The sequence below is a fragment of the Micromonospora thermarum genome (genome assembly GCF_012034245.1).
Classification (GTDB): domain Bacteria; phylum Actinomycetota; class Actinomycetes; order Mycobacteriales; family Micromonosporaceae; genus Micromonospora; species Micromonospora thermarum.
On record NZ_JAATEO010000002.1, the window covers coordinates 90,987 to 108,904 of the forward strand.

Consider the following 17,918-nt stretch of genomic DNA (forward strand, 5'->3'; position numbering starts at 1 on the left):
CGGGGCGGCCCCGAGAGGTCTCAGGGTCAGACCCGGACGGCTCCCCGGGGGCGCGGCTGACAGCGCGGGCAACTGAACGACGACCGGTTCATGAACGACTCGCGACGGATCGGCGCACCGCACCGCCGGCACGGCTGCCCCTCCCGCCCGTAGACGTTCAGGGAACGGTCGAAGTAGCCGCTCTCGCCGTCGACGTTGACGTACAGGGCGTCGAAACTCGTCCCGCCCTCCTTGATGGCCTCGGCGAGCACGTCCCGGACGTGCCCGAGCAGGCGCAGCGCGGCCGGGCCGGTCAGGGCGTCGGTGGGCCGGGCGCCGTGCAGCTTCGCCCGCCACAGCGCCTCGTCGGCGTAGATGTTGCCCACGCCGGAGAGCAGCGTCTGGTCCAGCAGCGCCCGCTTGACCTCGGTGCGGCGGCGGCGCAGGGCGGCGACGAAGGCCGCGTCGGAGAACTCCGCGTCCATCGGGTCGCGGGCGATGTGGGCGATCTCGGCCGGAAGCTCGGCGCCGCCCTCGCTGACCGACAGCCCGCCGAACGTCCGCTGGTCGACGAAGCGCAGCTCGGGGCCGGTGTCGGCGAAGCGGAACCGGACCCGCAGGTGCGTCTCGTCGGGCGCCTCGGCCGGTTGCAGGAGCAGCTGCCCGGACATGCCCAGGTGCCCGATCACCGCGTCGCCGCTGTCCAGCGGGAGCCACAGGTACTTGCCCCGTCGCCGCACGTCCAGGATCGTCCGGTCGGCGAGCACGTCGGCGAAGTGGCCGCCGCCGGCCGTGTGCCGGCGTACCGCCCGGGGGTGGAGCACCTCCACGGCGGCGATCCGCCGCCCGATGACCCACTGGGCCAGCCCCTGCCGGACGGTCTCGACCTCGGGCAGCTCAGGCACGGCCGGCCTCACCGGCGACGCCGGCGTCGACGGTTTCCTCCCCCGCGGTTCCCGCCCCACCCTCGGCGGCGCCGGCCTGCTCGTGCTCCGCCTGCGCGGTCAGCGTCCGCCAGGCCGACTCGGCGGCCCGCTGCTCGGCCTCCTTCTTGCTCCGCCCCTCGGCTCCCCCGTAGCGGGTGCCGGCGACCACCACCCAGGCGGTGAAGGTCTTCAGGTGGTCCGGCCCGGTGCCCTCGATGCGGTACTCCGGGACCCCCAGACCCTGCGCGGCGGTCAACTCCTGGAGGCTGGTCTTCCAGTCCAGCGCCGCACCGCGCCCGGCCGACTCGGCCATCAGCGGGTCGAAGAGGCGGTGGATGACGATGGCCGCGGTGTCCAGCCCGTACTGGAGGTAGATCGCGCCGAGCAGCGCCTCCAGGGTGTCGGCGAGGATGCTCGCCTTGTCCCGGCCGCCGGTCGTCTCCTCCCCCTTGCCCAGCAGCAGGTACGCGCCGAGGCCCGCCGGGCCCAGCCCGCGTGCCACGTCGGCGAGGGCCCGCATGTTGACCACGCTGGCCCGCAGCTTGGCCAGCTGCCCCTCGGGCAGGTCGGGGTGGTTGTGGAACAGCGCGGTGGTGATCACCACGCCGAGCACCGAGTCGCCGAGGAACTCCAGGCGCTCGTTGGTGGGCAGGCCGCCGTTCTCGTACGCGTACGAGCGGTGGGTCAGCGCACGCTCCAGCAGCTCCGGGTCCAGCGCCACGCCGAACGCCGCCTCCAGGTGGCCGACGGGCGGTCGCCGGCGCTTGTCGTTGCTCATGATGTGCGTACCTCGGTGTCGGTCGTACGGTCGGTGTGGTCCGCGCGGTCCCCCGCGTCGGCGCCGTTCAGCAGCGCGCGGACCTGGTCGGCGGCGCGGCGCCGCCACAGGTGCGCGGCCAGCGCGATGCCGGAGGCGAGATCGTCGCCGCGGGCGGCGCCGTGGCACACCACCACGGTGCCGGCGACGCCGAGCAGGGCGGCCGCCCGGGGGGCGCCACCGCTGGCCGGGGGGCCACCGGCCATCGCGTACGCGCCCTCGATCGCCTTGAGCAGCACGTTACCGGTGAACCCGTCGGTGACCACCACATCGGCGCGCGTGCCGAGCGAGACGTCGTACCCCTCCACGAGGCCCACGTAGCGACCGCCGGACGGCAGCGCGGTGGCGGCGAGCGCGGAATCGGCGAGGCGGCGGGCACGGTCGCCCTTGCCGGCCTCGGTGCCCACGGAGAGCAGGCCGACGCGGGGAGCCGCGACGCCGTGCGTCACGGCGGCGTAGGCGACACCGAGAGCGGCGTGGCGGGCGAGGGTGGCCGGACGGGGTTCCAGCGAGCCGCCGACGTCCAGCAGGACCACCGGGCCGTCGACGGCGGGGAGCGTGGCGACCAGCGCCGGGCGACGGACGTCCGGCCAGCGGCCGAGCCCGAGCGCGACGGCGGTGACGGTGGCACCGGTCGAGCCGGCGGAGACCAGCGCGTCCGCTGATCCCTCGCGGACCGCGTGCACGGCGGCGCGGACGGTGCTGTCGGCGCGGGCCGCGACGGGATGGTCGCCCATGCCGACAGAGGCGTCGACCGGGCGGACGGCGACCCGGGCGCGCTGCTCCGGGTCGAGGGCACCGATCAGCTCGCCAGCGGCCTCGGTCGGGCCGACGAGCAGCAGATGCAGGTCGGGATCGGCGCGCATGGCCCGCAGAGCGCCGTCAACCACGACGGCGGGAGCGTCGTCCCCGCCGAGGAGGTCAACGGCGATCCGCGCGGTGCCCGGCTCCATCGGAACGCCGGCCGGAGTGGGCCGGCCGGCGTCGGAGGGAACCGGGGCACCGGGCGTTCGCCAGGGTGCGCGCGCCGCCCGACCCGGGGTCGGGGGCGTCACTCGGCGTCCAGGTCAGACCTCGAGGACCTGGCGGCCGTTGTAGGTGCCGCAGACGGAGCAGGCGGCGTGCGGCAGCTTCGGGGACCTGCACTGCGGGCAGGCCACGGTCGCGACCGCCGCGGTCTTCCACTGCGCCCGACGGGCCCGGGTGTTGCTGCGCGACATCTTGCGCTTGGGGACGGCCACGGTTCTTACTCCTCTTTACGGGTCAGTTGCGACAGGGCCGCCCAACGCGGGTCGACCTGCTGGTGGCTGTGATCGGCCGGCAGCTCGTCCCAGGCCACCCCGCAGTCGGGGCACAGGCCCGGGCAGTCCTCCCGGCAGAGCGGGTTGGTCGGCAGCGTGAGCACCACCGCGTCCCGCAGTGCCGGCTCCAGGTCGATCAGATCGCCCTGCATCCGGCCCACCTCGTCCTCGTCGGCCGTCATGTCCGTGGTGCTGTTCTCGTACGCGTACAGCTCCTGGATCGGGACGGCCACGGTGTCGTCGATCTCGCGCAGGCAGCGGCTGCACTCGCCCTTGATGGGACCGCTGACGGTCCCGGAGACGAGCACCCCCTCGGACACCGACTCCAACCTCAGGTCGAGGTCGAGATCCGCGCCCCCCGGCACGCCGATCAACTCCACGCCGAGGTCCGCCGGTGCCGGTACCACCCGCTTGACCGTACGCAACGCACCAGGTCGGCGCGGCAGCTCCCTCGTGTCGAGGACCAGCGGCGACCTGGGGTCGAGTGGTGAAGGCGTGTGTTTGGGCATAGTCAGACTCCGGCCGGTGAGAGGCCGACAAACGAGGTTACCTGGGCGATCGCCATAGCGTCGAATCGGGGGCGGCGTCCCCCAGGTGAGGTGTCGGCCCTGGGGCCTGGGTCGAAGTCCTCGGTCGAGCCGGGACCGCGACCAGGCACTAGAAGGGTAGCGGGCGCTCGGCCTCGTCCCCGGCGAACGTGCCGATCTCCCGCAGGGCGTGCATCTTGTCCCGGCCGCGCTCGATCGAGGCGAGGGCCCGGGTGAGGAACTGCTCGAAGTTGGCGAGCGCGGTGTCGACGTAGTCGTCGACCTCCTCGCGCAGCCGCTGGGCCTCGGCCCGCGCCTCCGCGATGATCCGGGCACCCTCGTGCTCGGCGGACACGGTGATCTCGTTCACCGACACGAGCCGGGCGTGTTCCGCCTCACCCTCGCTGATGATCCGGTCGGCCTCGCGCTTGCCGGCCTCCATGATCTTGTCGCGCTCCTCGAGCAGCGCGGCGGCCCGGCGCAGGTCAGCGGGGAGCTCGGCGCGCAGTTCGTCGAGGGCGGCGATCATCTCGCCCCGGTCGACCATGCAGTTGTTGCGTGACATCGGGACGGAGCGGGCCTGCTCCACCATGGCGATCAGTTCGTCGATGCGATCGAGCGGGTCCACCGGCACCTCACTCCTGTCGTTCGTCGGCCGATCTCAATGATGCGGGCTGGGCCCGGATTCGGCGCTCCACACATGATGAGGCGTGCCGCCCACGTCCACACGATCCACCCCACCCCGGCGCGTCGCCCCACCCGGGCCTCCGCCTCTCCCCACGCCGATCTTGCACTTACTGCCCGGACGAAAGCCGCGAATCCGGGCGAAAGGGGGGCAGTAACTGCAAGATCGCGGGGACCCGGGGGGTCGGCTTCCCGGGTCAGGTGCGGTCGGTCGGGGGGTTCAGGCGGGTTTCCAGGGCTTCGCGGACCACGTCGGGGACGTGGGCGGAGATGTCGCCGCCCCACTTCGCCACGTCCTTGACGAGGCTGGAGGAGAGGAAGGAGTAGAGCGGATTGGTCGGCATGAAGAGCGTCTCGACGCCGGCCAGGCCGATGTTCATCTGGGCCATCTGCAACTCGTAGTCGAAGTCGCTGACCGCCCGCAGGCCCTTGATCAGCACGCTCGCCTGCTGCGCGCGGCAGAAGTCCACCAGCAGACCGCGGAAGGACTCCACCCGCACGTTGTCGTACGACTTGGTCACCTCGCGGAGCATGTCGATGCGCTCCTCGACGGTGAACAGGCCGGTCTTCGACTGGTTGACCAGCACGCCGACGATCACCTCGTCGAACAGCCGGCTCGCCCGGCCGATGATGTCGAGGTGACCGTTGGTGACCGGATCGAACGAGCCGGGACACACCGCACGTCTCATGATCGGCGACCGTACCAAAGGGTCGTCTCGCCGTAGCGGCGACTGCGCTCCGCGGTGACGCCCTGCACCCAGTCGACCGCGCCGGTGCGGCTCGACCGCTCCACGACCACCAGCGCGGCCGGGGCGAGCCACCCGTGATCGACGAGTGCGCGGAGCATCGCGGACACCTCCTCGTCGGGCACCGAGTACGGCGGGTCGGCGAAGACCACGTCGTACGGGTCGCCGTCCGGGCCGGCGGCGAGCACGGTCCCGACCTTGCCGGTGACCAGCCGGACGGCCGACCCGGCCCGCAGGGTGGCCACGTTCTCCCGGATCACCCGGGCGGCGCGCGGGTCGGACTCGACCAGCAGCACGTGCTCCGCCCCCCGGGACAACGCCTCCAGCCCGACCGCCCCGGACCCGGCGTACAGGTCGGCGAAGCGGGCGCCGTCGAGGTCGACCTCCGCCTGCACCGCGCTGAACAGCGCCTCGCGGACGCGGTCGGACGTCGGCCGGGTGCCGGCGCCGGGCGGCGCGGCGATCCGCCGCCCGCCCAGGGTCCCGGCCACGATCCGGGTCACCGCCTGCTCCTCATGGGGATGACGCTACGTCACCCCGCTTCCGGCCGAGGCCGCCCCCGCCCGGAATCCGATCGGCCCGTCCGGTCGGACTACCGCGCCATCGGGTGATCGTGCGCCGCATCGGCGTTCCACACCGGAGGGTCACCGTGCCATGACCGAAAGTCCATCAATGATCACGGATCTACAACATCACCCGGACGACCTCATCCGGACCCCCACGATTCATGACCGATCAGTACAGTCACCGTCTGCGTCCGACCGCAACGGACGCACACCGTGCCGGAGCGAGCGTCGATGAGCCGGCGACCACACACCGCCGCTGCCTCCCGCCCCGCCCGGCTCCTCGTCCGTACCCCCTCATCAGGAGCAGACGTGAACCGTCTCCACCCCGCGCTCCGGCGTGCCACGGCCGTCGCCGCCGGCGCGCTGCTCGGCCTCACCGGCGTCGCCTTCCTCGCCACCCCCGCCAGCGCCCACCACACCACCGTGACCGGCACCGCCTGCGAGACCTCCGAGGACGGCGTCTACCGCGTCCAGTGGACGGTCGTGAACAGCGAGGACGACCTCGCGGGCACCATCACCGAGGTGTGGACCCCGTCCGACACGTACGTCGTGGGCGTCCCGGTGGGCCGCGAGCTGCCGAAGTCCGGCGACGGAAAGGTCGTCGGCGTGCAGTACACCGCCAAGGGCGCCGAACTCAAGCTGAAGATCACCGCCGAGTGGAAGCGCGGCGAGCGTACGGTCACCAACACGGCGTTCGGCACCGCGACGGTGGACGAGACCTGCACGGCGGAGCCGCCGGCCCAGACCCCCACCCCGTCGCCCGACGTGACCACCCCCGCCCCGACCCCCACCGTCACCACCCCGGCCCCGACCACGCCGGCCCCGACCACCCCGGCGCCCACCCCGACGCAGCCGGAGGAGCCGGGCGGCCCGCTCGTGCCGGAGGAGCCGAACGCCCCGGTCTTCGAGATCGTCTACACCTGCGACGAGCTGGTGATCACCGCCGACAACCCGGCGGACGGCGTCACCGCCACCCTGGTGCTCACCACCGAGAAGGGGGAGACCAAGAAGCTGGAGCTCGTCCCGGGCAAGAAGACCGAGGTCATCTTCAAGGCGTACGCGGGTCTCACCGTGACCCCGAGCCTGGAGGGTGAGGAGGCCGACCCGGCCGACGCCGTGAAGTGGGCCCAGCCCGAGGAGTGCGGCGGCGAGGGCGGCGGTCTGCCGAAGACCGGCGACAACACCGCGGCGATCGCGGGTGGCGCCGCCGCCCTGCTGGCCGTCGGCGCCGGCCTGTTCGTGATGGCCCGCCGCCGGAAGCTCCGGTTCACCGCCTGAGCCGAGCGACCCTGAGCGACGAGGGCGCGCCGACCACCTGGTCGGCGCGCCCTCCGCGTTTCCCGGCAGCCGCACGAACGGGCCGTCACCGCCGGTACCGGCGAGGGGCCGGGGGCCTGATGCGGTTCGAGGCCGGGCGGGACGGCCGTCCGCCTCAGCCCTTTTCCAGGTACTCGGCGCGGTCGGCGTCGACCAGGGCGGCCACCGAGGCGGCCAGCGCCGGGTGACGGCTCAGGTCCGGATCCTCTTCGACCAGGGCGATCGCCTCCGCGCGGGCGTCGCGGATCAGGTCCGCGTCGCGCAGCAGCGACAGCAGCCGCAGGTGCGAGCGGCGGCCGGACTGGGTCGCGCCGAGCACGTCGCCCTCCCGGCGCTGCTCCAGGTCGAGTTCGGCGAGCTTGAAACCGTCCGTCGTGGACGCCACGGCGTCCAGCCGCTCGCGGGCGGGGCTGCCCTCGGTCGCCTCGGTGACCAGCAGGCAGAGGCCCGGCGCGGCACCCCGGCCGACCCGACCCCGCAACTGGTGCAGCTGGGACACGCCGAACCGGTCGGCGTCCAGCACGATCATCACGGTGGCGTTGGGTACGTCCACACCGACCTCGACGACGGTGGTGGCCACCAGCACGTCGAGGTCGCCGCCGGCGAAGGAACGCATCACCGCGTCCTTCTCGTCGGCGGGCAGCCGGCCGTGCAGCACGCCGATGCGCAGCCCGTGCAGGGGCCCCTCGGCGAGCAGCGGCGCCACCTCGGTCACCGCGAGCGGAGGCCGCCGGCCGGTGTCGTCCTCCGGCGGCGGTGCCTCCTCATCCGAGACCGGACCCTCACCGATCCGCGGGCACACCACGTACGCCTGGTGGCCGGCCGCCACCTCCTCGCGCAGCCGGCGCCAGGCCCGGTCCAGGAAGGCCGGCTTGTCCGCCGCCGGTACGACGTGCGACGCGATCGGCGAACGGCCCCGGGGCAGCTGGGAGAGAGTGGACACCTCCAGGTCGCCGTAGACGGTCATGGCGACCGTGCGCGGGATCGGCGTGGCCGTCATCACCAGCACGTGCGGCGGCTGCTCGGCCTTGGCCCGCAGCGCGTCCCGCTGCTCGACGCCGAAGCGGTGCTGCTCGTCCACCACCACCAGGCCGAGGTCGGCGAAGTCGACACCCTCGTACAGCAGTGCGTGCGTGCCCAGAACGATGCCGGCGGCGCCGCTGCGCACCTCCCCGAGGGCCCGGCGGCGGGCCGCCGCGCCGAGCGACCCGGTGACCAGCTCCACGCGGGTGGCGTGGTCGGCCGCGTCCAGCTCACCGGCCCGGCCAAGGGGCCCCAGCAGGTCGAGGATGCCCCGGTGGTGCTGGGCGGCGAGCACCTCGGTCGGGGCGAGCAGGGCGGCCTGCCCGCCCGCGTCGACCACCTGGAGCATCGCGCGCAGCGCGACCACCGTCTTGCCGGAGCCGACCTCGCCCTGGAGCAGCCGATGCATCGGGTGGGCGGTGGCCAGGTCCGTGGCGATCTCGGCGCCGACGTCGCGCTGCCCACGGGTCAGCTCGTACGGCAGGCGGGCGTCGAACGCGTCGAGCAGACCGCCGGGTGCCGCGGGGCGGGGTCGGGCCGGCCGGGCGGCGGCCCGGTGCTTGCGCTGCACCAGGGTGAGCTGCACCGCGAACGCCTCGTCCCACTTGAGCCGACGCCGGGCCCGGTAGAGCGCCTCCTTGCTGGACGGGCGGTGGATCTCCCGCAGGGCGGTGTCGAGGCCGACCAGGTTGCGGGTGGCCCGCACGGTGGCCGGCAGCGGGTCGTCCGGCGGGGTGACCGTGTCCAGCACGACCCGGACGCAGCGGGCGATCACCCACGTCGGCACGGCCGCGGCGGCCGGGTAGACCGGGATCAGCGCGCCCGCGAACTCCTCGACCTCCTCGCTCGCCGCCGCCTCACCCTCGCCGCCGGAGCCGAGCAGCACGTACTCCGGGCCGTTGAGCTGCCGCTTGCCCCGGAACTCGGTGACCTTGCCGGCGAACAGCCCCCACCGGCCGGGGCGCAGGTCCCGCTCGCGCCAGGCCTGGTTGCCGAAGAACGTCAGGGTGAGCGTGCCGCCGGAGCCGTCGCCGACCGTCACCTCCAGCAGGTTGCCCCGGCGCTGCCGCATCGGTCGGACGGCGGTGCGCTGCACCTGGGCGAGCACGGTGACCTGCTCGCCGACATCGAGCGAGCGGATGTCGGTGTGCTCGCCGCGCTCGTCGTACCGCCGGGGGACGTGGTACAGCAGGTCCCCCGCAGTGTGCAGGTCGAGGTGGCTGGCGAGGGCCTTCGCCGTCTTCTCACCGACCAGCTTCTTGAGCGGGGTGTCGCCCGTGGCCTGCTCCGACGTCATTCGACCCCCACCAGGAGCGGGTAGTGCGGCTGGCCACCCGGGTACGCGTGCACCTCGACGAACGGCCAGGCCCGGGTGACGTGGTCGCGCACCGCGTCGGTCAGGCCGGCCGGGGCGTCGGCCCCGGACAGCAGCGTGACCAGCTCGCCGCCGCCACCGAGCATCCGGTCGACCACGGCGGTGCAGGTGGCCAGCAGGTCCGACCCGATGAGGTGCACCTCCCCGTCGACGAGGGCGAGCACGTCGCCCGGACGGCAGGGGCCGGCGACGGTCAGCGCCTCCCGGCTGGCGTGGCAGACCTCCGCGTACCGGCAGGCGCCGGCGGCCTCGGCCATCGCGATGACGTCGTCCTCGAAGCGCCGGCCGGGGTCGCGGACGGCGAGGGCGGCCAGGGCCTGCACCGGCGACCGGGTCGGCACCACGCTGACCTTCACGCCGAGCCGGTGCGCCTCCTTCGCCGCGTTGCTCGCCACCGCCTGCGTGTTCGGGTCGTTGGGCAGCACCACCACCCACGCGGCGCCGGTCGCGCGGATCGCGTCGAGCAGTTCGCCGGTGGACGGGTTGCCGGGCACCACGGTCGCCCCCTCGCCGGCGAACAGCTTCGCGATGCCGGCGCCGGCGGCCACCACCACGGCGGCCCGGCCGTCGGGGACCGTCGGCGCCTCGTCCGCTGGGCCGGCCGGGGCCGGCGCGACCTGGTCGGCGAAGCGGGTCACGGTGATCCGATGCGGGCGGCCGGCGACGACCCCCGCCTCGATCGCCGCGCCGACGTCGTTGACGTGGACGTGCACGTTCCACGTGCCGGCGGACGCGGCGCCATCGCCCACCACCACCAGCGAGTCGCCCAGGCCGGCCAGCTCCTCCCGCAGCCGGGTCACCGCCGCCGGCTCGGCGTCGAGCAGGTACTGCACCTCGTACGCGTACGCCTCGGAGCCGGCCTCGCGGACGCTGGTGGCCGGCGGGCCCACCGGGCGCGGCGCGGACACCGGGTGTTCCGGGCGCTCGCCGGTGACGACCTCGACCAGGGCGTCGAGCAGCAGGCAGAGGCCCCGGCCGCCGGCGTCGACCACGCCGGCGCGGGCCAGCGCGGGAAGCTGCTCGGGGGTACGGCTCAGCGCGCGGCTCGCCTCGCCCGCCGCGGCGCGGGCCACCGTGGGCAGGTCGTCGCTGTCCGCGCGCTCGGCCGCCACGGCGGCGGCGGCCACGACCGTGAGCAGCGTCCCCTCCACCGGGGTGGCGACGGCGGCGTACGCGGCGGTGGCGGCGTCACCCAGCGCCGCGGCCAGCTCGCGACCGCGCACCGCGGGAGCGGCGGCCACCGCGTCGGCGAAGCCGCGCAGGATCTGCGACAGGATCACCCCGGAGTTGCCCCGGGCGCCGAGCAGGGCGCCCCGGGCCATCAGCCGCAGCGCGTGCCCGTGCGGGGTGGGCCCGTCGCCGGGCAGCGTGTCCAGATCCATCGCCAGCGCCTGCTGCGCGGAGGTGAGGGTGAGCACCAGGTTGGTGCCGGTGTCGCCGTCGGGCACCGGGTAGACGTTGAGATCGTCGATCTCGCCCTGGTGCCGCTTCAGCGCGGCCAGCCCGCCCGCGCACCAGCGGCGGACCGCGGCGGCGTCGAGGGTGTCCAGCACGGCGAGTAGCCTACTGGCGCGCACCGACACGTGCCGGGGTCGCCGGGCGAGGCCCGGCGTGTCCGGCCGCACCGGGGGCGATTGGTCGCCGGGCCGGTGTATCGGGTAACCTGGCCAGGTTGCCCGGGCAGCGCCTGGCGGCGACCTCATGAACGTATCAATCCCAGGAGTATCCCGTGGCTAGCGTGTGCGACGTCTGTGGCAAGGGACCGGGCTTCGGCCACAACGTGTCCCACTCGCACCGGCGGACCAACCGCCGCTGGAACCCGAACATCCAGTCGGTGCGTACCCCGGCCGGTGGTGGCAACACCAAGAAGATGCAGGTCTGCACCTCCTGCATCAAGGCCGGCAAGGTCACCCGCGCCTGACGCGGTAACAGCTCGTCATCGCCGGCGGGCCCCCTCGGGGGGCCCGCCGGCTTTGCCGTGTCCGCGGCCCGGATCCCCCGCTCTCCCCCGCTCTCCCCCGCTCTCCCCCGCTCTCCCCCGCTCTCCCCGCTCTCCCCCGCTCTCCCCCGCGATCTTGCACTTTCGGCCCTCCATATGCGGCTTTCGACCCGCTTCGCCGGGGCACAAAGTGCAAGATCGCGGGAGAGGGGGGCGCGGGGCGGGGAGGGTCAGAGGGTTCGGCCGAAGGAGATGCAGCCCGGGGCGTCCTTGTAGAAGCCGAAGTTGGGGATGCGCTCGTAGCCGGACGAGGAGTAGAGGGCGATCGCCTCGGGCTGCCGGTCGCCGCACTCCAGCACGACCCGCTTGCGGCCCTGCTCACGCGCCGACCGCTCCACCGCCGCCAGCACCGCCCGGGCCACGCCCCGGCCCCGCGCCTCGGGGGCCACGTACATCCGCTTCAGCTCGGCGATGTCGCCGTCCTCACCGTGGCTGCGCCAGCCGCCGCAGGCGACCGGTCGGCCGTCGAGCAAGGCGATGAGGAACGTACCGGCCGGCGGCTCGAACTCGGCCGCGTCCACCGGGGTGTCGTCGCCGCTGCCGCCGTACCGCTGGCCGAGGTCGGCGAGGGCCGCCCGGATCAGCGCCTGCGACTCGGGCGCGTCGAAGCGGGCGACGTGGATCTCCAGGTTCTGCACACGTAAAGGGTACGACCGGCGTGAGCCCTTACCGGAAGTGGTCCCAGCCGGCGGCGCCCTCCCACGGCCGGCCGTCCACCGTCACGCCGGAGCCGGGTGTGACCTCGCCGACCGGCCGCCAGCCCTCGGGCAGCGGCACCGCCGGGGGAAAGGTCGCGGCCAGCGCGTGGTCCTCGCCACCGGCCAGCAGCCAGGTGTACGGGTCGACGCCGAGCGCCTGGGCGGCGTCCCGCATCTGCCGGGGCACCTCGAACGCGTCCCGGCGCACGTCCATGGCCACCCCGCTCGCCCGGGCGACGTGCCCCAGGTCGGCCAGCAGCCCGTCCGACACGTCGATCATGGCGGTCGCCCCGGCGTCGGCCGCCTGCGGACCGGCCGCGTACGGCACCTCCGGCCGCCGGTACGCCTCGACCAGCAGCCGGGGGGTCCGGAAGCCCCGGGACAGCACGGTGAGCCCGGCCGCCGCGTACCCGGTGCGGCCGGCGAGGGCCACCACGTCCCCGGGCCGGGCCCCCGCCCGCGTCACCGGCGCCCGGCCGCCGAGATCGCCGAGCGCGGTCACCGCGATGGTCAAAGTCGGACTCGACGACATGTCGCCGCCCACCACGCTGGCGCCCACCGTGGCCGCCTCGGCGGCCAGCCCGTCGGCCAGTTCCTCCGCCCACGCGATCGCGAGGTCCGCCGGCATGCAGAGGGCGACCAGCAGGGCGGTGGGCCGCGCGCCCATGGCCGCCACGTCGGCCAGGTTCGCCGCCGCCGCCCGGTGGCCGATGTCACGCGCGCCGGACCAGTCCCGCCGGAAGTGCCGCCCCTCCACCAGCACGTCTGTCGAGGCGACGACGCGGGCGTCCGAGGCGGCCACCACCGCCGCGTCGTCCCCGGGACCGAGCAGAACCGTCGATCCGTACGACAACCGGGCGGTCACCCGGTCGATCAGACCGAACTCCCCCACCCCCACGACGCTCGTGCCGTGCTCGCTCACCGCTTCTCCTTGACCACCGATCGGGATCAGACCTGGTCCGTAAGGTACTTTCTCCCTTCGGGCCGCTCACGCAGCGGCGACGGACGGAGGTCTAGTCGTGGTTCAGGCATACATCCTCATCCAGACAGAGGTCGGCCGGGCGCGTGACGTGGCCGGTGAGATCGCGGACATCCCCGGCGTGGTACGCGTGGACGCCGTCACCGGGCCCTACGACGTGGTGGTCCTCACCGAGGCGAACACCGTCGACGAGCTCGGCAAACTCATCGTCAGCAAGGTGCAGATGGTACCCGGCATCACCCGCACCCTCACGTGTTCGGTGGTGCGCCTGTAAGTGGACAAGATGACCGACTCCTCCGTGACCGACGCCACCCGCGACGAGACGAGCGAGCCCGCCGCGACTCCGGGCCGCGACCGGTCCACCCGCGGCGCCGCCCTGATCGCGACGGCGATCGCGCTCCCGGTGACCGTGCTGGTGGGCGCGCTGGCGTTCGCCCAGCTCGCGCCGGACGAGCCGGCGGCTGAGCCCACCCCGTCGGCGACGGCACCCCGGGCGCAGTCCACCGCGCCGGTCGAGATGGCCGCCCCGCCCCTGGCCGAGCGGCCCGCCACGGTCTGCCGCGCTCTGCTCTCCCAGCTTCCGCCGACCATCCAGGACCTGTCGCAGCGTCCGGTCACCGCGGGCGCCGAGCAGAACGCCGCGTACGGCGACCCGGCGCTCACCGTCGCCTGCGGCGGCGCCGAGCCGACCGTGGGCGCCACCGACGACGTCTGGCTGGTCAACAAGGTCTGCTGGCACGGGCGGCAGGAGAGCGACGCCACCGTGCTGACCACGCTGGACCGGGAGACCGCGGTGACGGTCCGGGTGCCGCGGGCGTACGAGCAGCCGCTGCAGTGGCTCTCCCCCATCTCCGACACGATCGTCGCCTCGGTGCCGTCGGCCGGCCCCGCCCCGACGGGCTGCCAGGGCTGACTCGCGCGTTCGTCGCGCCGCCCGCCCTCGAAGGGCGCAGATTCACGGAAAGAGTGGCTCCCGCGTCGCGGGGGCCACTCTTTCGCTGCAGGTGCGCGGATCCCGGGTCGGCCTCAGTGCAGGCCGACGCCGCGGTGGAGGGCGGAGCGGATGAGGCGGTTGACGAGCTTCGGGTACTCCAGCCCGGAGGCCGCCCACATGCGCGGGAACATCGACGACGGCGTGAAGCCGGGCATCGTGTTGATCTCGTTGAGGTAGACGTCGAGCTCCGGGGTGACGAAGAAGTCCACCCGGGCCAGGCCGGCACAGTCGATCGCGGTGAACGCGCGGACCGCGTACTCCTGGATCTGGCGGGTCACCCGCTCCGGCAGGCCGGCCGGGATGTCGTACTCGCAGGCGACGTCCGCGTCGACGTACTTCGCCTCGAAGTCGTAGAAGTCGTAGTCGCCGACCACCCGGACCTCGGCGAGCACGGACGCCTCCGGTACGCCACCGGCCTCGCCCTCCAGCACGCCGCACTCGATCTCCCGGCCGACGATCGCCCCCTCGACGAGCACCTTGGGGTCGATCTGGCGGGCGGTGGCGACCGCGTCGTCCAGCTCCGCCCAGTCGCTGACCTTCGTGATGCCGAAGGACGAGCCGGCCCGCGAGGGCTTGACGAAGACAGGCAGGCCGAGGTGCCGCTTGTCCTCCTCGCTCAGCGTCATGCCACTGCGGAGCACCACGTACGGGCCGACCGGGATGCCCTCGGCGGCGCAGAGCTTCTTGGTGAACTCCTTGTCCATCGCGGCGGCGGAGGCGAACACGTTCGCCCCGACGTACGGGATGCCGGCCATCTCCAGCATCCCCTGGATGGTTCCGTCCTCGCCGTACGCGCCGTGCAGCACCGGGAAGACCACGTCCACGTCGGCGAGCGCCCGGGGGCCCTCGGCCGGGTCGAGCACCATCAGCCCGTTGCCGGTCGGGTCGGCGCGCAGCACGATGTCGGTGCCGGACTCCGCGGTGATCTCCGGCAGCCGCCGGGCGTTGATCGCGAGCTGGCCCGGGTCGCCGCTGGTCAGGACCCACTGGCCGGCACGGGTGATGCCCACCGGCACGACCTCGTACTCGTCGGGGTCGAGCGCCGCGAGCACGCTGCCCGCGCTGACGCAGGAGATGCCGTGCTCGGGACTGCGGCCGCCGAAGACGATCGCCACGCGGGTCCTGCCTGGGGTGGTCATCGGCCCTCACCTCTTCGTACGCGACTCGCGCTCACCCGGTTGACCTTACTGTGCGTGGCGAGTGCCGGCGGCCGATACCCGGGCAGAGGTCGGCAGGGTCAGCAACCGGTCGATCGGCGATACACGGTGCGTAATCGGACCTGCGGGACCACCGGAGCCGGCGTCCGCCCGTTACGCTGCTCGTCCTATGAGCTCCGACGCCCTCATCGACTCGCTCTCGGCGGCCCTGGACGCCCGCCCGGAGGACCTGCCGCTCCGCCTGCACCTCGCCACGCTGCTGCTGGACGCCGGCCGGAGCGGTGAGGCGATCGCCCAGATCGGCCAGGCGCTGGCCCGCGACCCGGGCAGCGACGAGGCACAGGCCCTCATGCAGCGGGCGCTCACGGGCTCCGTACCCCCGTCGCCGGCACCGACCCCGGCGGCCCCGCAGCCGCCGGCGCAGCGGGCCGGGGACGCGGCCGGCGCGACGGCGGACCCGCTCGCGGCCTACGAGCAGGAGCTGGCGGACGTGGTGCCGCCGCGCTTCGCCCGTGCGGGCGACGAGCCGGAGCCGGTGGCCGGGGACGCCGACCGGATCTACGACGTGGAGGTCTCCGGGATCCGGCTGGCCGACGTCGGTGGCATGACGGCGGTCAAGGAGCGGCTGGAGCTGGCCTTCCTCGGCCCGCTGCGCAACCCGCAGCTGCGCAGGATGTACGGCAAGAGCCTGCGCGGCGGCCTGATGCTCTACGGGCCGCCCGGCTGCGGGAAGACGTTCCTCGCCCGGGCGGTCGCCGGTGAGATGGGCGCCAAGTTCATCTCGCTGTCCATCGTGGACGTGCTCGACATGTGGATGGGCAACTCGGAACGCAACCTGCACGAGCTGTTCGAGGCGGCCCGCCGCAACGCCCCCTGCGTGCTCTTCCTCGACGAGGTCGACGCGCTCGGCCACAAGCGCTCCCAGGTCAGCTCCAGCTCCATGCGGACGCTGGGCAACCAGCTCCTGGCCGAGCTGGACGGCATGGAGGGCAGCAACGAGGGCGTCTTCGTGCTGGCCGCCACCAACACGCCGTGGGACGTGGACCCGGCGCTGCGCCGTCCCGGGCGGCTGGACCGGGTGGTGCTGGTGCTCCCGCCGGACGCCGAGGCCCGGCGGTCCATCCTGGAGTACCACCTGCGGGAGCGCCCGATCGCCGGCATCGACCTGCGCAAGGTGGTCGGCGCAACGGAGGACTTCTCCGGCGCCGACCTCGCCCACCTCTGCGAGACGGCCGCCGAGTTCGCGATGGCCGACTCGGTGCGGACCGGTGAGGTGCGGATGATCGAGCAGCGCGACCTGGACCGGGCGCTCAAGGAGGTCCGGCCGTCGACGCGGCCGTGGATGGCGACCGCCCGCAACGTGGCGATGTTCGCGAACGAGGGTGGCGTCTACGACGACCTGGTCGCGTACCTGAAGAAGCGCAAGATGCTCTGAGCGGCGCCGTGGGGACGGCCCGGCGGGTTCCGGCAACCCGCCGGGCCGCCGTCTATCCGCGGGCGTGCCGCCGGCCGATGGCGATCACCTTGACCCGCTGCCGGCCCGCCCGCACCATGCCCAGCGCCATGAAGGCCCCCGCGATCCGGTCGGCCGCCTCGCGGCTGCTCGCGCTCACCACCTGACGCCGCCGCTCCGGGCTGTTGCGCTCGTCGCGGTAGCCGTCGTCGGGACGCACGTCGGTGAGCACGACCAGGAACCGGGTCAGCGCCGCGCCGTTGGCGCGCTCGGGTCGGGGCTGCTGGGCAGTACGCACGTCGAGTCCCTTCGGCTGGCGGGCCACCGGGCGTGGCACGCGGCGATCGGGTACGGGGGAGAAACCCGATCGCCGCGCGCCCCATCCCCTCCGGTCACTCACCGCCGCCGTCGCCACGACAACCGCCGGTGAGGACTTGATGACAGAGTGGCATCACGACGGCCATGAATGCAACTCTCACCCGCGTTCTCTCATGTACAGCTTCCCGGAGATGTGCGAGGATCGATACATGGCTCCCAAGACCGCCCGCGCCCGCCGGCTGGGCATCGCCCTGCGTACGCACCGGGAGGCTGCCGGGCTCACCCTGGAGGCCGCGGCGGACGAGATCAACAGCACCCGCAGCACCCTGTCCCGCTATGAGAACGCGCAGACGCTGGTCAGCCCGGCCACCGTTCGCGCGCTTCTCACGCTCTACGGAGTGGCGCCGGACGAGGTGGCCGCGGCCGTGCAGCTCGCCAAGGACGCGCGCAAGCCCGGCTGGTGGGTGTCGTACTCGTACCTGCTGGACCGGCGCACCATCGACTTCATCGCCCTGGAGGCCGAGGCCACCGGCATCGCCAACTTCGAACCCTCGGTGGTGCCCGGCCTGCTCCAGACCGCCGACTACATCCGCGGGGTGATGCGGGGCGGCCCGCACACCCTCGGGGACGAGCAGGTCGAGCAGCGGGTGCAGCTCCGGCTCGACCGGCAGCAGCGGCTCGTCGCCGACAACCCGCCGATCTTCGACGCGATCATCGACGAGGGCGCGCTGCTGCGGCCGGTGGGCGAGCGCACGGTCATGGAGGCGCAGCTTCAGCACCTGCTGAAGATGGGCGAGCTGCCCAACGTCACGGTCCAGGTCATCCCGCTGTCCGCCGGCTACCACCGGGGCACCCGCGGCTCGCTGCACATCCTGGAGTTCGCCGACCCGGAGGACCCGATCATCGCCTCGGTGGAGACCGTCGCCGGGCAGATGGTGCTGGACCGGCCGGGCGACCTGCGTACCTGCACCAAGATCATGGAGCACCTGCGGAGCGTGGCCCTGAGCCCGGCAGCCAGCCGCGACCAGCTCCGGCAACTCATGAAGGGACGGTAGGACG

20 protein-coding genes are annotated in these 17,918 nt (G+C 73.8%); 6 read left to right on the forward strand and 14 right to left on the reverse strand.

The genetic code is table 11. The features are described 5' to 3' along the window. Positions 1 to 26 precede the first annotated feature (26 nt). The 8 genes from mutM to rsmD all read right to left on the reverse strand — a co-directional run bounded on the left by mutM (position 27) and on the right by rsmD (position 5,483). Complete coding sequence (mutM, locus tag HCJ94_RS02165; protein ID WP_167999251.1) at positions 27 to 884, reverse strand: bifunctional DNA-formamidopyrimidine glycosylase/DNA-(apurinic or apyrimidinic site) lyase; 858 nt, start codon at positions 882 to 884, stop codon at positions 27 to 29. Continuing rightward, a complete protein-coding gene (gene rnc / locus HCJ94_RS02170) occupies positions 877 to 1,683 on the reverse strand; it encodes a ribonuclease III (protein WP_167999252.1) in 807 nt (268 codons plus the stop codon). Before rnc ends, mutM begins: the two co-directional genes overlap by 8 nt. Further along, positions 1,680 to 2,675: a phosphate acyltransferase PlsX gene (locus tag HCJ94_RS02175; RefSeq protein WP_167999253.1), complete on the reverse strand. Its 996-nt coding sequence runs from the start codon at positions 2,673 to 2,675 to the stop codon at positions 1,680 to 1,682. Before HCJ94_RS02175 ends, rnc begins: the two co-directional genes overlap by 4 nt. Before the next feature lie 114 nt (positions 2,676 to 2,789). Beyond that, a complete protein-coding gene (rpmF, locus tag HCJ94_RS02180; protein ID WP_167999254.1) occupies positions 2,790 to 2,963 on the reverse strand; it encodes a 50S ribosomal protein L32 in 174 nt (57 codons plus the stop codon). 5 nt (positions 2,964 to 2,968) lie between these two features. Further along, positions 2,969 to 3,532 carry a YceD family protein gene (locus HCJ94_RS02185; protein ID WP_167999255.1) on the reverse strand — a complete coding sequence of 188 codons (564 nt, stop codon included), beginning with the start codon at positions 3,530 to 3,532 and terminating at the stop codon, positions 2,969 to 2,971. Between the two features lie 148 nt (positions 3,533 to 3,680). Continuing rightward, positions 3,681 to 4,178, reverse strand: a complete 498-nt coding sequence (locus tag HCJ94_RS02190) for an SPFH domain-containing protein (protein WP_130322613.1) — start codon at positions 4,176 to 4,178, stop codon at positions 3,681 to 3,683. Positions 4,179 to 4,431: 253 nt separating this feature from the next. Continuing rightward, positions 4,432 to 4,923 carry a pantetheine-phosphate adenylyltransferase gene (coaD, locus tag HCJ94_RS02195; protein ID WP_167999256.1) on the reverse strand — a complete coding sequence of 164 codons (492 nt, stop codon included), beginning with the start codon at positions 4,921 to 4,923 and terminating at the stop codon, positions 4,432 to 4,434. Continuing rightward, complete coding sequence (gene rsmD, locus HCJ94_RS02200) at positions 4,920 to 5,483, reverse strand: 16S rRNA (guanine(966)-N(2))-methyltransferase RsmD (protein ID WP_167999257.1); 564 nt, start codon at positions 5,481 to 5,483, stop codon at positions 4,920 to 4,922. The genes coaD and rsmD overlap by 4 nt, the downstream gene beginning before the upstream one ends. A 372-nt stretch (positions 5,484 to 5,855) precedes the next feature. On the opposite strand from rsmD, the gene HCJ94_RS02205 reads away from it, so the two are divergent. Next, the gene (locus HCJ94_RS02205; RefSeq protein ID WP_167999258.1) at positions 5,856 to 6,824 is read left to right on the forward strand and encodes an LPXTG cell wall anchor domain-containing protein; all 969 of its coding nucleotides are present in this window, start codon (positions 5,856 to 5,858) and stop codon (positions 6,822 to 6,824) included. A 154-nt stretch (positions 6,825 to 6,978) separates the two neighbouring features. On the opposite strand, the gene recG is transcribed toward HCJ94_RS02205, so the two are convergent. Beyond that, positions 6,979 to 9,183 (reverse strand): ATP-dependent DNA helicase RecG, encoded by a 2,205-nt coding sequence (gene recG / locus HCJ94_RS02210; RefSeq protein ID WP_167999259.1) that lies wholly within the window; start codon positions 9,181 to 9,183, stop codon positions 6,979 to 6,981. Next, positions 9,180 to 10,814: a DAK2 domain-containing protein gene (gene fakA / locus HCJ94_RS02215; protein WP_167999260.1), complete on the reverse strand. Its 1,635-nt coding sequence runs from the start codon at positions 10,812 to 10,814 to the stop codon at positions 9,180 to 9,182. Before fakA ends, recG begins: the two co-directional genes overlap by 4 nt. Before the next feature lie 176 nt (positions 10,815 to 10,990). Between fakA and rpmB the strand changes: the two genes are divergently transcribed. After that, a complete protein-coding gene (rpmB, locus tag HCJ94_RS02220; RefSeq protein WP_088963534.1) occupies positions 10,991 to 11,182 on the forward strand; it encodes a 50S ribosomal protein L28 in 192 nt (63 codons plus the stop codon). Positions 11,183 to 11,430: 248 nt separating this feature from the next. Here rpmB and HCJ94_RS02225 read toward each other — a convergent pair whose 3' ends face one another. Together HCJ94_RS02225 and HCJ94_RS02230 are read right to left on the reverse strand one after the other, a co-directional pair. Further along, a complete protein-coding gene (locus HCJ94_RS02225; RefSeq protein ID WP_167999261.1) occupies positions 11,431 to 11,898 on the reverse strand; it encodes a GNAT family N-acetyltransferase in 468 nt (155 codons plus the stop codon). Positions 11,899 to 11,926: 28 nt separating this feature from the next. After that, positions 11,927 to 12,880 carry a thiamine-phosphate kinase gene (locus HCJ94_RS02230; protein WP_167999262.1) on the reverse strand — a complete coding sequence of 318 codons (954 nt, stop codon included), beginning with the start codon at positions 12,878 to 12,880 and terminating at the stop codon, positions 11,927 to 11,929. Between the two features lie 97 nt (positions 12,881 to 12,977). Here HCJ94_RS02230 and HCJ94_RS02235 point away from each other — a divergent pair, with 97 nt between their 5' ends. Together HCJ94_RS02235 and HCJ94_RS02240 are read left to right on the forward strand one after the other, a co-directional pair. Next, positions 12,978 to 13,211, forward strand: coding sequence for an Lrp/AsnC ligand binding domain-containing protein (locus HCJ94_RS02235; RefSeq protein ID WP_155333652.1), 234 nt, complete (start codon positions 12,978 to 12,980; stop codon positions 13,209 to 13,211). Then, positions 13,212 to 13,850 (forward strand): DUF3515 family protein, encoded by a 639-nt coding sequence (locus HCJ94_RS02240; protein WP_373684179.1) that lies wholly within the window; start codon positions 13,212 to 13,214, stop codon positions 13,848 to 13,850. It abuts the gene before it with no gap. Positions 13,851 to 13,963: 113 nt separating this feature from the next. On the opposite strand, the gene HCJ94_RS02245 is transcribed toward HCJ94_RS02240, so the two are convergent. Then, positions 13,964 to 15,070 carry a D-alanine--D-alanine ligase family protein gene (locus HCJ94_RS02245; RefSeq protein ID WP_167999264.1) on the reverse strand — a complete coding sequence of 369 codons (1,107 nt, stop codon included), beginning with the start codon at positions 15,068 to 15,070 and terminating at the stop codon, positions 13,964 to 13,966. Between the two features lie 187 nt (positions 15,071 to 15,257). On the opposite strand from HCJ94_RS02245, the gene HCJ94_RS02250 reads away from it, so the two are divergent. Beyond that, positions 15,258 to 16,523 carry an ATP-binding protein gene (locus HCJ94_RS02250; RefSeq protein WP_167999265.1) on the forward strand — a complete coding sequence of 422 codons (1,266 nt, stop codon included), beginning with the start codon at positions 15,258 to 15,260 and terminating at the stop codon, positions 16,521 to 16,523. A 52-nt stretch (positions 16,524 to 16,575) separates the two neighbouring features. Here the strand turns inward: HCJ94_RS02250 and HCJ94_RS02255 are convergent, their stop codons facing one another. Beyond that, positions 16,576 to 16,839, reverse strand: a complete 264-nt coding sequence (locus tag HCJ94_RS02255; protein ID WP_167999266.1) for a hypothetical protein — start codon at positions 16,837 to 16,839, stop codon at positions 16,576 to 16,578. Positions 16,840 to 17,068: 229 nt separating this feature from the next. Here HCJ94_RS02255 and HCJ94_RS02260 point away from each other — a divergent pair, with 229 nt between their 5' ends. Next, positions 17,069 to 17,914: a helix-turn-helix domain-containing protein gene (locus tag HCJ94_RS02260; protein ID WP_167999267.1), complete on the forward strand. Its 846-nt coding sequence runs from the start codon at positions 17,069 to 17,071 to the stop codon at positions 17,912 to 17,914. The last annotated feature ends 4 nt before the right edge of the window (positions 17,915 to 17,918 follow it).

Coding starts and splice junctions, on each gene's coding strand:
- rnc (WP_167999252.1), bottom strand. CDS start 1,683: ATGAGCAACGACAAGCGCCGGCGACCGCCCGTCGGCCACCTGGAGGCG.
- HCJ94_RS02175 (WP_167999253.1), bottom strand. CDS start 2,675: ATGGAGCCGGGCACCGCGCGGATCGCCGTTGACCTCCTCGGCGGGGAC.
- HCJ94_RS02185 (WP_167999255.1), bottom strand. CDS start 3,532: ATGCCCAAACACACGCCTTCACCACTCGACCCCAGGTCGCCGCTGGTC.
- coaD (WP_167999256.1), bottom strand. CDS start 4,923: ATGAGACGTGCGGTGTGTCCCGGCTCGTTCGATCCGGTCACCAACGGT.
- recG (WP_167999259.1), bottom strand. CDS start 9,183: ATGACGTCGGAGCAGGCCACGGGCGACACCCCGCTCAAGAAGCTGGTC.
- HCJ94_RS02245 (WP_167999264.1), bottom strand. CDS start 15,070: ATGACCACCCCAGGCAGGACCCGCGTGGCGATCGTCTTCGGCGGCCGC.
- HCJ94_RS02250 (WP_167999265.1), top strand. CDS start 15,258: ATGAGCTCCGACGCCCTCATCGACTCGCTCTCGGCGGCCCTGGACGCC.
- HCJ94_RS02260 (WP_167999267.1), top strand. CDS start 17,069: ATGGCTCCCAAGACCGCCCGCGCCCGCCGGCTGGGCATCGCCCTGCGT.